The sequence below is a fragment of the Mesorhizobium sp. M1227 genome, assembly GCF_040318315.1.
GTDB lineage: Bacteria > Pseudomonadota > Alphaproteobacteria > Rhizobiales > Rhizobiaceae > Mesorhizobium.
In genome coordinates, this window is sequence record NZ_JAMYLZ010000007.1 from 187,795 (window position 1) to 201,104 (window position 13,310).

Below are 13,310 nucleotides of genomic sequence, written 5' to 3' on the forward strand. Positions count from 1 at the left end.
CGGCACAGGGTTGTGGCCGCAATCCTGCAGCTTATCGGTTTTCTAAGAAATTCGGCCTATTCCTTCCGCTATCGCGGCTCAGGGATGCCATATGCGCGGGATATCTGGTGAGGCGAGGCCGTCGATAGACGACATACGGCATGTGAGGCTGATGTTTTGCCTGCTGGCGGCGGTCGTGATGGCGGCGGCGCTCCTCGCCTTTGCCCACTCCCTCCTGCAGGATCCCGATAGCTGGTGGCACATCAAGGTCGGCATGGATATGCTGGCACGCCGCACATTCCCCACCGTCGACATCTATTCCTATACTTTTGCCGGCCAGCCATGGATCGCCAAGGAATGGCTTAGCCAGGTCCTCCTTGCAATTGCCTTTCAAGCCGGCGGCTGGAACGGCGTGGTGCTGCTGGCGACTGCAGTAATCGCGCTTACGGCCTTCTTGACGTCGTGGCATCTCAGCGCGTGGTTGAAGCCGACGCTGGCGATAGGACTGACGCTGGTTCTCGCGCTCTTGATCGGGCCAATCTATGTCGCCCGGCCGCACATCTTTACCTTGCCCATCATCGTCGTCTGGACCGCCGGTCTTTTCCAGGCCGCACGCAACGAGAAAGCACCGCCCTTATGGCTGCTGCCGCTGCTTTGCCTCTGGGCCAATCTCCATGCCACCTTCACCTTCGGTTTCGTCATCGCCGCCTTCGCCGGCCTCGATCTCGTCATGCGCACACGCTTGTCGAACCCCCGGCTGCTGGCCAAGTGGATCCTTTTCGGGCTGCTTTGCCCACTGGTCAGCCTGCTCAATCCCTATGGCGTCAAGGCCATACTCGCCACATTCACCGTGGCCTATGGCAATGAGGCGGTGCCTTACATTGCGGAGTGGCAGCCCTTCGACGCCGCGCGGCACACCCTCCAGGAGGTGGCCCTGCTGGTGGCGCTTTTCGGGCTGCTCGTGTCGAGATTGCGCATTGGCTGGGCCAAGGCGCTGTTCCTTGTCTTCACGTTGCACGTCTATCTCACCCACATACGGTTCATGTACCTGTTCTTTCTTCTCGTGCCGGTGGTCCTTGCCGTCGAGGTCGCGCAACAATATCCAGCGCTTTCAGCCGAGAAATGGGCGGCGGAAAAGCGTGACGGACTTGAACAATTTTTCACACGGCAATTTTCCAGGATTTGTGCTGGACTTGCCGTTTTGCTGGTTTTGGCGGCTGCCGCCTTCACGAGCTATCCGGTCGCGCCGAGCCAGAAGACCTCGGCGAGGGACGCACTGGCCTTTGCCCAAACCCATAATCTGTCGGGCAATCTGCTGAACTCCTACGATTTCGGCGGCACGCTGATTTTTCATGACATCAGGACGTTTATTGACGGCCGCGCGGATCAGCTCTTCCTGAATGGCTTTACGGAAACGGATGAGCAGACTGGGCACAGCCGGGGCAAGCCGATCCTGAAAGCCCAACTCGACAAATATACGATAGGCTGGGCATTGTTGACCGCCGACGACAGCCGCATTCCGTTCTTCGACCAACTGGGCTGGAAGCGGGCCTATGCGGACGATTACGCGGTGATCTACACCCGCGCGGACTGAGCCCCGGCAGCTTCGCGCGCCGGTGCGCACCTCCCCCCTGAAGCTTCGGCCAGCGCCGAGGCGGCGAAATCCTTATGGGATTTTGATTTCTTTGCTCCGCGTCCCGTCTCGAACCTTTATGGCACTTTGATCCATATTCACGGGAGCGGTGTATCCAGCCGCCGATATGATGCGGCGACGGGTTTGGATAGTTTGTTAAAGTAAAAAAACAAATACAACATAAGGAAAACGCGCGGTGGACATAGTTTTTGTCGCGATTGGAATCGCGTTCTTTGCTCTATGCTTCGGCTACATCAAAGCTTGCGACAAGCTGTAAGTTTAGGGGATCGTAACATGCTTTTCGACTATATCCTCGGCGGCGCCGTGACCTTGTTTCTTCTCGCCTACCTGACATACGCCCTCGTTCGCCCGGAACGCTTCTGATCTCCGCTGGCAAGGAGCCAACCCCATGACAATCAACGGATGGCTGCAGATCCTCGTCTATTGCGGGATCGTCGTTCTGCTGGCCAAGCCGCTCGGCGGCTACATGCATCGCGTTTTCAGCGGCGAGCGCACATTCCTGTCGTCAATTCTGGCCCCGCTCGAGCTCGGGCTCTACCGCATATCAGGGACCAGCGAGCGCGAGGAGCAGCACTGGACCTCCTACGCGGCGGCCCTGCTGTTCTTTAACCTGGCCGGCTTCCTGGTGCTCTATTCGCTGCAACGGCTGCAAGGCGGCCTGCCCTACAATCCGGCCGGCATGACCGCCGTCGAACCTGGGCTGGCCTTCAACACCGCCGCCAGCTTCATGACCAACACCAACTGGCAGAACTACGGCGGCGAAAGCACGATGTCCTATCTCGTGCAGATGGCCGGCTTGACCGTGCAGAATTTTCTGTCGGCGGCGACTGGCGTCGCCATTGCGGTCGCATTGATCCGCGGCTTTGCCAGGGCCTCAGGCAAATCGATCGGCAATTTCTGGGTCGATATGACCCGCGGCACGCTCTACCTGCTTTTGCCCTTTTGCATCGTGTTAACTCTGGTCTATGTCTATCTCGGCATGCCGCAAACGCTCGCTGCCTACGTCAACGCGACGACGCTCGAAGGCGCGCAACAGACTATCGCGGTCGGGCCGGTCGCTTCCCAGGTTGCCATCAAGATGCTCGGCACCAATGGCGGCGGTTTCTTTAACGCCAATGCAGCGCATCCCTTCGAAAATCCCGATGCAATCTCCAACCTGATCCAGATGGTGACGATCTTCGCCCTCGGCGCGGCGTTAACCAATGTCTTCGGCCGCATGGTAGGCAACCAGCGCCAGGGCTGGGCAATTCTGTCGGCTATGGGCGTGCTGTTCATCGCCGGCGTTGCCGTCTGCTACTGGGCGGAAGCCGCCGGCAATCCGCTCGTCCATGCGCTGGGCGTCGACGGCGGCAACATGGAGGGCAAGGAGAGCCGCTTCGGCATCGCCCTGTCGGCACTGTTTGCCGTCATCACCACGGCCGCATCCTGCGGCGCGGTCAACGCCATGCATGACAGCTTCACCGCACTCGGCGGCATGATCCCCATCATCAACATGCAACTCGGCGAGGTTATTGTCGGCGGCGTCGGCGCCGGCTTCTACGGTATCCTGATGTTCATCGTCATTGCCGTTTTCGTCGCCGGGCTGATGGTCGGACGCACGCCCGAATATCTCGGCAAGAAGATCGAGGCCAAGGAGGTCAAGATGGCTATGCTGGGCGTGCTCTGCCTGCCGCTTGCAATGCTGATCTTCACCGCTATCGCGGTGGTGCTGCCGACCGGCGTTGCTTCCATCGCCAATGCCGGCCCGCACGGCTTCTCCGAGGTTCTCTATGCCTACACCTCGGCCGCGGCGAACAATGGCTCCGCCTTTGGCGGCCTCAGCGGCAACACGCCCTGGTACAACGTAACGCTCGGCATCGGCATGCTGATGGGCCGGTTCCTGGTCATTATTCCGGCGTTGGCGATTGCTGGCTCGCTGGTTGCAAAGAAGACCGTCCCTGCCTCCGCCGGCACCTTCCCGACCGACGGTCCGCTGTTCGTCGGGCTGCTGGCCGGTGTCATCCTGATCGTCGGCGGCCTGACCTTCTTCCCGGCCCTGGCGGTCGGACCGATCGTCGAGCACCTGGCGATGATTCACGGTCAGACATTCTGAAACGGCGATGCCCTGGTTCAAGATCATACCTCGAAAGGTCCGGCATCGCCCCGAGCCGGAGGGGGAGAAAACGCCCCCTCCTTTCCCGACGCTGTCCACATTCCTCGCTATTGCGGCAGCCTTGATCATGATCTGGCTGCTGGCTTACGGGCCGCCGCACCTTCGTTCGGCACACGATCGACCGGTCAACAACATCGACACTGGAGCTACCAAATGAGCCCGTCGAAATCCGTGAGCATCATGGATACCCGCATTCTGTGGCCCGCTATCGGCGGTTCCTTCAGAAAACTGAACCCGCGCACCTTGATGCGAAACCCGGTGATGTTCGTCGTCGCCGTCGTCTCGGCGCTCACCACCGTGCTGTTCGTCAAGGATCTCGTTACCAGCGGCGGCGATCTTGGCTTCACGCTGCAGATCATCATCTGGCTGTGGTTCACCGTGCTCTTCGCCAATTTCGCCGAAGCGGTGGCCGAAGGCCGCGGCAAGGCGCAAGCTGACTCGCTGCGTCGGGCGCGAACCGAGACGCAGGCCAAGCTGTTGAACGGTGGCGACCGCAGCAAGTTCAAACTGGTGCCCGGCACCAGCCTGAAGGTCGGCGACATCGTGCTTGTCGAAGCCGGCGACATCATCCCCTCGGACGGCGAGGTGGTCGAAGGCGTGGCGTCGGTCAACGAGGCGGCCATCACCGGCGAATCCGCACCGGTCATCCGCGAATCCGGAGGCGATCGTTCGGCGGTGACCGGCGGCACGCAGGTCTTGTCCGACTGGATCCGCGTGCGCATCATTGCGGCTGCCGGTCATACGTTCCTCGACCGCATGATCTCGCTGGTCGAGGGCGCCGAGCGCCAGAAGACACCCAACGAGATCGCGCTCAACATCCTGCTCGTCGGCATGACGCTGATCTTCGTGCTGGCGACGGCGACGATCCCGAGCTTCGCCTCGTATTCGGGCGGCTATATCTCGGTGACCGTGCTGGTCGCCCTGTTCGTTACCCTGATCCCGACCACAATTGGCGCCCTGCTGTCGGCTATCGGCATTGCCGGCATGGACCGCCTGGTGCGCTTCAACGTGCTCGCCATGTCGGGCCGCGCCGTCGAGGCGGCCGGCGATGTCGACACGCTGCTGCTCGACAAGACCGGAACCATCACGCTGGGCAACCGTCAGGCGACGGCATTTCGTCCGGTCAAGGGCGTCACCGAACAGGAACTGGCCGACGCGGCTCAGCTTGCCTCGCTTGCCGACGAAACGCCGGAAGGCCGCTCGATCGTCGTCCTGGCGAAGGAAAAATACGCTATCCGCGCCCGCGACATGGCAAGCCTGCACGCGACTTTCGTGCCCTTCACCGCGCAAACCCGCATGAGCGGTGTCGATCTGGAAGGCTCCTCGGTCCGCAAGGGCGCAGTCGATGCGGTACTTGCCCACGTCAACCTCTCGACCATTGCCACAGGCAGTATGCGCCCCGGCAGCGACACCGTCCGCGACCTTCAGGCGATCGCCGACGAGATCGCCAAATCGGGTGGCACTCCACTCGCGGTCGAGCGCGACGGGCGCCTGCTCGGCGTCGTCCATCTGAAGGACATCGTCAAGGGCGGCATCGCAGAACGCTTTGCCGAATTGCGCCGCATGGGCATCCGCACGGTGATGATCACCGGCGATAATCCGATGACCGCGGCGGCGATCGCGGCGGAAGCCGGCGTCGACGACTTCCTTGCCCAGGCGACGCCCGAGGACAAGTTGAAGCTGATCCGCGACGAGCAGGCCAAAGGCAAACTGGTCGCGATGTGCGGCGATGGCACCAACGATGCGCCGGCCCTTGCGCAGGCCGATGTCGGCGTTGCCATGAACACCGGCACGGTCGCGGCGCGCGAGGCCGGCAACATGGTCGATCTCGACAGCGATCCGACCAAGCTGATCGAGATCGTCGAAATCGGCAAGGCGCTGCTGATGACGCGTGGCTCGCTGACCACCTTCTCCATCGCCAACGACGTGGCCAAGTATTTTGCCATCATCCCGGCAATATTCGCCGTCTTCTACATCGCCCCGGGCCAGACCGCCGGGCCGCTGCAAGCGCTCAATGTCATGCATCTGGCGACGCCGCAGAGCGCTATCCTCTCGGCCATCATCTTCAACGCGCTGATCATCATTGCGCTGATCCCGCTGTCGCTGAGGGGCGTCAAATACCGCGCGGTCGGCGCCGGTGCGCTGCTCAGCCGCAATCTCATTGTCTATGGCCTTGGCGGCGTCGTAGTGCCCTTCGTCGGCATCAAGATGATCGACATGGCCATCACCGCTCTCGGTCTCGCCTAAGGAACCACGTCGATGCTCAATCAAATCAGGCCCGCGATCGTCATGATCGTCTTCTTCACCATTCTGACGGGTTTGGTCTATCCGATCGGCATGACCGGCATTGCCCAGGCGCTGTTTTCGCGCCAGGCCAATGGCAGCCTGATCGAGAAGGACGGCAAGCTCGTCGGTTCCGAGCTGATCGGCCAGGCTTTCGAAAGCGACCGCTACTTCCATGGCCGCCCGTCGGCTGCCGGCGACGGCTACAATGCCGCCGCCTCGGGCGGCTCGAATCTCGGCCCGACCAACCCGAAGCTCATCGACAGGATCAAGAGCGACGCCGAAAAGCTGAGAGCCGAAAACCCGAGCCAGCCGGTACCGATGAATCTGGTCACCACGTCCGGCAGCGGCCTCGATCCGCATATCAGCCCCGATGCGGCCTATTTTCAGGTTGCCAGGGTGGCCAAGGCCAGGGGCGTCGATGAATCCAGGATCAAATCGCTTGTCGACAGCCATGTCGAAGATCGCGAATTGGGATTCATCGGCGAGCCGGTAGTCAATGTGCTGGCCCTCAACCTTGCGCTGGACGATGCCATGAAACAGTGAAGGACCGGCGCCGGGATCGACACCGAAGCCGGCGCCGTTCATGATTGACCCGTATGCCAGACGACAGACGCACCGCCGAAACCAGGCCCTCTCCCGACGCGCTGCTCGAGCATGCCGAGCGGGAGGAGCGCGGCCGCCTGAGGATATTTCTCGGCGCCGCCCCCGGTGTCGGCAAGACCTACGAGATGCTGATGTCGGGCCGCGCCAGGCTGGCCGACGGGGTCGACGTGGTGATCGGCATCGTCGAGACGCACGGCCGCAAGGAAACCCAGACGCTGGTCGAAGGCTACGAGGTCATTCCTCGCCTTGAGATCGATTACAAGGGGCGGATCCTTGAGGAGATGAATCTCGACGCCATCCTCGCCCGGCACCCGGCGCTAGTTCTGGTCGACGAACTCGCCCACACCAACGTCGCCGGCAGCCGTCACCCCAAGCGCTATCTCGACGTCCAGGAAATCCTGACGCACGGCATCGATGTCTACACGACGCTGAATATCCAGCACGTCGAGAGCCTGAACGATGTCGTGGCGCAGATCACCCGCGTCAGGGTGCGGGAAACTGTCCCCGACTCCATAATCGACCAGGCCGACGACATCGAGATCATCGACCTCACCCCCGACGATCTGATCAAACGGCTTGAGGAAGGCAAGGTCTACATCCCCAGCACCGCCCAGCGCGCCATCGAGAACTATTTCTCGCCGGGCAATCTGACGGCGCTCCGGGAATTGGCGCTCCGCCGCACTGCCCAGCGGGTCGACGAGCAGTTGCTGACCCACATGCAGGCCCACGCGATACCCGGGCCTTGGGCGGCGGGGGAAAGGGTTCTCGTCTGCGTCGATGCGCGTCCGGGCGGGGCGGCCCGTGTACGTTATGCGCGGAGGTTGGCCGACCGGCTCCGCGCCCCTTGGACGGCGCTTCATGTCGATACCCCTCGTTCAGCTGCCATGCCCGAGGAGGACAAGGATCGGCTGGCGACGCAGCTGCGCCTTGCCGAGCAGCTCGGTGCCGAGGTGACGACCATTCCGGGTCAGAACGTCGCGCAAGACATCGTTCGGCATGCGACGGCGAACAACTTCACCCATATCGTGATCGGCAGGCCGACCCGATCGCGTTGGCGGGAATTGATCGAAGGCTCGCTCACTTACGATCTCATCCGCAATGCCGGCGACATCAGCGTCCATGTCATTTCGGGAAACGAACGCAACGCCGAGGCGACGTCGAGGACCGTCAAGGCGGCGGACGAGCAGTGGCAGTTCGAGATCTGGCCCTATCTCAGGGCCACGGCCTATGTTGTTGGCTCGCTCGCCTTCGCCGTCCTTCTCGACCAGTTTCTCGACGTCCGCAATCTGGCGATCATCTTTCTCATTGGGGTCCTGACGTCGGCGGTGACCGGCGGTCTCTGGCCGGCTTTGTATGCCTGCCTCATCAGCGCCATTGCCTTCAACTATTTCTTCCTGGAACCACGCTACACGCTGACGATCGAGGATCCGGAGAGCATCGTTGCGCTGGCTGTCTTCCTGGTTGTTGCGGTCATTGGCAGCAATCTAACAGCGCGCGTGCAGCGTCAGGCGGTCGCCGCGCGCTCGCGGGCACGCGCCACAGAAGATATTTATCTCTTCTCAAAGAAGCTCGCCGGCGCTGGGACGCTTGATGACGTTCTCTGGGCGACTGCCTTCCAGATCGCCTCGATGCTGAAGCTGCGCGTGGTGCTGCTTCTGCCGGAGAACGGCACAATTGCGGTCAAAGCCGGCTACCCACCCGACGACACGCTGGCCGAGGCCGACATCGCAGCAGCCCGCTGGGCCTGGGAGCATAACCGCGCCGCCGGGCGCGGCGCCGACACGCTGCCCGGAGCAAAGCGCCTCTATCTGCCCTTGCGGACCGGACGCACGGCGGTAGGCGTTGTCGGCCTCGACAACGACAAGCAAGGTCCGCTGCTGACACCCGAGCAGCAGCGTCTGCTCGATGCGCTCGCCGACCAGGCGGCGGTCGCCATCGAGCGCATCCAGCTCGTCGCCGATGTTGACCGGGCCAAGCTTGCGGCCGAGGCAGACCGTCTGCGCTCGGCCTTGCTCACCTCCATTTCCCACGATTTGAAAACGCCGCTTGCCGCCATCATGGGCGCGGCCGGAACACTCAGGGACTTCGAGGCCGCGCTTCCCGAGCAGGACCGGGCGGAACTGCTGTCGACCGTGCTCGATGAAGCGGAGAGGCTTAACCGCTTCATCGCCAATCTGCTCGATATGACCAAGATCGAATCCGGCACGATGGAGCCGAACTATGCGTTTCACTATCTCGGCGACATTGTCGGTTCAGCTCTGTATCGGGCCCGCAAGATCGTCGGCGAGCATAAGACCGAGATCGACATTCCATCGGATCTGCCGATGTTGCGGGTCGACCCCGTTCTGTTCGAACAGGTGCTGTTCAACCTCCTCGACAATGCTGCAAAATACGCGCCGCCAGGTTCGACGATCCGCCTGCAAGCCTGGGCCGACAACGGCTTCGTCATCCTGCAGATCATGGATGAGGGACCAGGCATTCCGCCAGCGGATCTAGAGCGCGTTTTCGACACTTTCTACCGTGTGCGCAAGGGTGACCAGGTGCGTGCCGGCACGGGGCTCGGCCTGTCGATTTGCCGCGGCTTCATCGAAGCGATGGGCGGGACGCTCTTGGCGGCAAACAGGTCCGACCGCTCGGGGGCGGTTTTCACGATCAAGATGCAACTGGTGCCGGCGGAACTGCCCAATCTCGGCGAACCCGAGACGGGCCATCAAAATATGGACGATCTGGCATGACGAGCCTGGACGTCAGGATATTGGTGGTGGACGACGAACCGCCGATCCGGAAACTGCTTCGCGTCGGGCTTGGCAGCCAAGGCTATGCGATCAGCGAGGCGCCGAACGCCAGGGCGGCGATTGAACTCATCGCGACGGAAAAGCCGGACCTTGTGCTGCTCGATCTCGGCCTGCCCGGCATGAGCGGGCATGAGTTGCTCCGCAAATGGCGGGATGATGGCCTGGACATTCCCGTGGTTATTCTTTCCAGCCGCACCGACGAGGCCGGCATCGTCTCGGCCCTCGAACTCGGCGCCGACGATTATGTCACCAAGCCATTCGGTATGAACGAGCTTGTCGCACGCATCCGCGTCGCGCTTCGCCACAAGTTCCAGCAGCAGGGTGAGAGACCGGTGTTCCAGACCGGCGACCTCTCCGTCGATCTGGTGAAGCGCATCGTCAAGGTCGAGGACAAGGAGATAAAGCTCTCGCCGAAGGAATACGACATTCTTCGCACCTTGGTGCAGCACGCCGGCAAGGTTCTCACCCACCAGTTCCTGCTGAAGCAGGTCTGGGGCGATTCCACCGACGTTCAATATCTCAGAGTCTATGTCCGGCAACTCAGGCTAAAGATTGAGAAGACGCCCGACCAGCCCCGCTATATCACGACCGAGACCGGCGTCGGATACCGGCTGCGCGAAGTCGACTGACGCGACGAGCATCCGAAGCCGAAATGCCTCTTCCAATCTGCTTCAAATCAGCGGCGGCCATGGCGTCGCCGGACAAAAGCCCTATATTAAGCGAAGATTGGTTTTGTGCGGGAATGAACGAATGCCACGGCTTCGTCTATTGACGTTTCTAGGGTCGGCAATGCTGACTGCGGCGATGCTGTCGGGCGTAAATCCAGCTGCATCGGCACAGGTCGGCAGTCCCGCCGATCGCAACGTGTTGATCCAGCAAGACCAATTGCAGATGTTGGAGAACAGGCTGCGGCGGCAGCAATACCAGCAGCAGCAACAGCAGTACCGTGCCCTGGATCGCCAAATCCCAATACCGCAACGGCAGGAGGTGCCGCAGATGAGGCCAACTTGCCAGTTGCTGCCGTCAGGGAGCGGCTTTGTCAGCACCTGCCGCTGACGACCGGTCCCTTTCATTTATTTAGCCGACTTATATACTGGGGAAACCGCTCCGCCTGCGCCCCATTGAAAGCGGGCGAGTTTGCAACGCTGCCCTTGCCGTCTGGGCACCGATTCGACTGGATTATCGAATGGCAGCCAGCAAGAAGAAGGTTGTACGCAAGGCAAGGAAGGGCGACGGGGTTCGCCAGGTCGCGGCGATTCCCTTTCGGCTGAACGAGCATGGCGATGTCGAGGTGATGCTGGTCACATCGCGAACGACGAGGCGCTTCATCGTACCGAAGGGCTGGCCGATGAAGGGCAAGAGCGGCCGCAAGGCAGCCACCATTGAAGCACAGGAAGAAGCCGGTGTTCTCGGCAAGACACTGAAACAGCCTGCCGGCACCTACCACTACTGGAAGCGGCTGGCGAACCGCTTCGTTCGCGTCGATGTCGTCGTCTATTTGCTTGAGGTAACCGAGGAACTTGCCAAGTGGCAAGAAGCCAAGAGACGGCAGCGGGCATGGCTGACGCCGACCGACGCGGCGTTGCTGATCGACGAGCCGGATCTTTCGACGCTGGTGAGGAACATCAGGATTGCCGAGCTGGAGCATAATCCCAAAAAGCAGAGTCCGGCGTTCGGAAAAGATCCCGCTCAATAGAAGATGGAGGCATGCCCCGACTGTGTCGGGATGGAATTGGTTTCCAGCGCCCGCCGCCCCCGTCTCTTGAACCGATGCCTCACTGACTGCCATCGTCTTCCTCGGGCAGAGGCCGCGCCGGCGTGCCGGTATAGGCCCACAGCCATTCGCGCGGCAGTGGCCCTTTGTTGCGTTCGCTCTCCTGCGACTGTTCCCATGCATGTGCGAGGATGCCGACGGAGCGCGACAGCACGAAAAGGCCCCGCGTCAGCGGCGGCGGGAAGCCGAGCTCGCCGTAGATGACGGCCGTGGCGCCGTCGATATTGAGCGGGATTTTTTTGCCCTTGCGCCGCGAAACCTCGGCCTCGACCATCTCGGCGATATCGGCGAAGCGCCCGCTGACGACGCCGCGTGCGGCAAAGTCACGGGTCAGCTCGATGAGGCGGGGCGCCCGCGGGTCGACCGGGTGGAAGCGATGGCCGAGCCCGGGCACATAACCGTCCTCCCCAGCAAGGAAATGATCAACCCGCAGCGACACGGCGCCCGTGAGGGGCACGCCGGCGTCCACTTCAGCGGCGATGTCGCCGTAGAAGGAAAGCGCCTGTTCGCCGGCGCCGCCATGCACATCGCCAAGCACGTTGATGGCAGATGCCATGGCGCTGTTGATGCCGACGCCGCACGTGATCGCCATGCGGGCGATGGCGATCGACGGCGCCTGCGGCCCATGGTCGACGGCAGCACCCAGCGCGATGCCGAGCAGCGCCGCCTGCTCCTCGCTCGGCAGTTCGCCGCGCAGCATGAGCCAGATCATTGCCGGAAAGCTGACGCGACCGATCAGATCCTGGATTTCATAGCCGCGCAGCCGGATGACGCCGGGGCGCATCTCGATGATGCCGGTCTGCCACCATTCCTCGCCGCGCGCGCGGCCAGACTTGTTTTCCGTGTCGCTCATGGCTTCTTTTCCGTGCCGCTCATGCCTTCGCTCTTTTCTTGGCGCGCGGCGGCAGGCCGGCAAAAACCTCGTCCATATGCTCGCCGAGCCCCGGCGGTGGCCTGCTCGGCAAAGGTGCCTCGCCATCGACCATGAAGCCGCCGCGCACCACGGTCAGCGGCCTGTCCATCCCGGACACTGCCGGGAAGCGCGCCGTCATGCCGCGCTCGATCACCTGTCGCTCCTGCAGTACCTGCGGGATTGTCAGCACCCGGCCTGCCGGCACGCCGGCGCGACTGAACGTCTCCTCCCAGGCGGCGGCCGAGCCGCTCGCCAAGGCATCCTCGATCAGCGCTTTCAATGCAATGCGGTTCTGCTTGCGCGTTTCGCGCTCGGCAAAGCGGACATCCGACGCCAACTCCGGCCGACCGATCAATCGGCAGAGCGCGACGAACTGCTCCTGCTTGTTGGCGGCGATGTTGAGCAAGCCGTCGCCGGTGCGAAACGCGCCAGACGGTGCGGCCGTCATGTTTTCATTGCCCATCGGCTGCGGCTCGATATCCGCCGTCAGATAGTTCGACACCGGCCAGCCGAGCGCAGAAAGCGTGCATTCGAGCATCGACACGTCGAGGAACGCGCCCTCGCCTGTCGTCTTCTGCTTGACCAGTGCGGCGGTAATGGCGAACGCCCCTACCAGCCCGCCAAGCGTATCGGCGACGGGATAGCCGACACGCAGCGGCGCCGTTTCCGGTGTACCGGTGATGCTCATAATGCCGGAAAGACCCTGGATGATCTGGTCGTAGGCTGGATTGTCGCGCATCGGCCCGGTCTGGCCGAAGCCCGATATCGCACAATAGACAAGACTTGGCCGGACCTCTTTCAGCCTGGCGTGGCCAAGCCCCAGCCGGTCCATTACGCCGGGGCGGAAATTCTCGACCAGCGCGTCGGCCGAAGCGACCAGATCGAGGAAGCGTTCGCGGTCAGCCTCCTGCTTGAGATCGAGCGCCACCGAGCGTTTGCCGGCATTCTGCGCCAGGAACGAAGCGCCCATGCCCGCCCGGTTGAGCTCCGGAGAGGCGCCGAGCTGGCGCGCCAGATCGCCGCCTTGCGGCGTCTCGACCTTGATGACGTCGGCCCCGAGCAACGCCAGCTGATAGGTGCAATAGGGGCCGGCCAGCACATTGGTCAGGTCGAGAACGCGGATGCCGGAAAGCAGGTCGGTCATGACGTCACGA

General features: G+C 62.4%; 11 protein-coding genes. 9 read left to right on the top strand and 2 right to left on the bottom strand.

The window, feature by feature from the left end; translation table 11 throughout:
• The first annotated feature begins 91 nt into the window (after positions 1 to 91).
• From NKH28_RS12575 to NKH28_RS12615, 9 genes are all read left to right on the top strand, one after another.
• Positions 92 to 1,573, top strand: coding sequence for a hypothetical protein (locus tag NKH28_RS12575; RefSeq protein ID WP_352979040.1), 1,482 nt, complete (start codon positions 92 to 94; stop codon positions 1,571 to 1,573).
• A gap of 333 nt (positions 1,574 to 1,906) precedes the next feature.
• Positions 1,907 to 1,996, top strand: a complete 90-nt coding sequence (locus NKH28_RS12580; protein WP_023675300.1) for a K(+)-transporting ATPase subunit F — start codon at positions 1,907 to 1,909, stop codon at positions 1,994 to 1,996.
• A 25-nt stretch (positions 1,997 to 2,021) separates the two neighbouring features.
• The gene (gene kdpA / locus NKH28_RS12585) at positions 2,022 to 3,725 is read left to right on the top strand and encodes a potassium-transporting ATPase subunit KdpA (RefSeq protein WP_352684459.1); all 1,704 of its coding nucleotides are present in this window, start codon (positions 2,022 to 2,024) and stop codon (positions 3,723 to 3,725) included.
• Positions 3,726 to 3,938: 213 nt separating this feature from the next.
• The gene (kdpB, locus tag NKH28_RS12590) at positions 3,939 to 6,032 is read left to right on the top strand and encodes a potassium-transporting ATPase subunit KdpB (RefSeq protein ID WP_352979042.1); all 2,094 of its coding nucleotides are present in this window, start codon (positions 3,939 to 3,941) and stop codon (positions 6,030 to 6,032) included.
• Between the two features lie 12 nt (positions 6,033 to 6,044).
• Positions 6,045 to 6,614 carry a potassium-transporting ATPase subunit KdpC gene (kdpC, locus tag NKH28_RS12595; RefSeq protein ID WP_352502664.1) on the top strand — a complete coding sequence of 190 codons (570 nt, stop codon included), beginning with the start codon at positions 6,045 to 6,047 and terminating at the stop codon, positions 6,612 to 6,614.
• Between the two features lie 53 nt (positions 6,615 to 6,667).
• Positions 6,668 to 9,409 carry a DUF4118 domain-containing protein gene (locus NKH28_RS12600; RefSeq protein ID WP_352539405.1) on the top strand — a complete coding sequence of 914 codons (2,742 nt, stop codon included), beginning with the start codon at positions 6,668 to 6,670 and terminating at the stop codon, positions 9,407 to 9,409.
• Complete coding sequence (locus tag NKH28_RS12605; protein ID WP_352448298.1) at positions 9,406 to 10,098, top strand: response regulator transcription factor; 693 nt, start codon at positions 9,406 to 9,408, stop codon at positions 10,096 to 10,098. The genes NKH28_RS12600 and NKH28_RS12605 overlap by 4 nt, the downstream gene beginning before the upstream one ends.
• 160 nt (positions 10,099 to 10,258) lie before the next feature.
• Positions 10,259 to 10,525 carry a hypothetical protein gene (locus tag NKH28_RS12610; RefSeq protein WP_352539406.1) on the top strand — a complete coding sequence of 89 codons (267 nt, stop codon included), beginning with the start codon at positions 10,259 to 10,261 and terminating at the stop codon, positions 10,523 to 10,525.
• Between the two features lie 130 nt (positions 10,526 to 10,655).
• On the top strand, positions 10,656 to 11,165 hold the full coding sequence (locus NKH28_RS12615) for an NUDIX hydrolase (protein ID WP_352469451.1): 510 nt from the start codon (positions 10,656 to 10,658) through the stop codon (positions 11,163 to 11,165).
• Positions 11,166 to 11,244: 79 nt separating this feature from the next.
• Here NKH28_RS12615 and NKH28_RS12620 read toward each other — a convergent pair whose 3' ends face one another.
• Positions 11,245 to 12,096, bottom strand: a complete 852-nt coding sequence (locus tag NKH28_RS12620; RefSeq protein ID WP_352979044.1) for a citryl-CoA lyase — start codon at positions 12,094 to 12,096, stop codon at positions 11,245 to 11,247.
• 19 nt (positions 12,097 to 12,115) lie between these two features.
• Positions 12,116 to 13,300: a CaiB/BaiF CoA transferase family protein gene (locus NKH28_RS12625; protein WP_352979047.1), complete on the bottom strand. Its 1,185-nt coding sequence runs from the start codon at positions 13,298 to 13,300 to the stop codon at positions 12,116 to 12,118.
• Positions 13,301 to 13,310 lie beyond the last annotated feature (10 nt).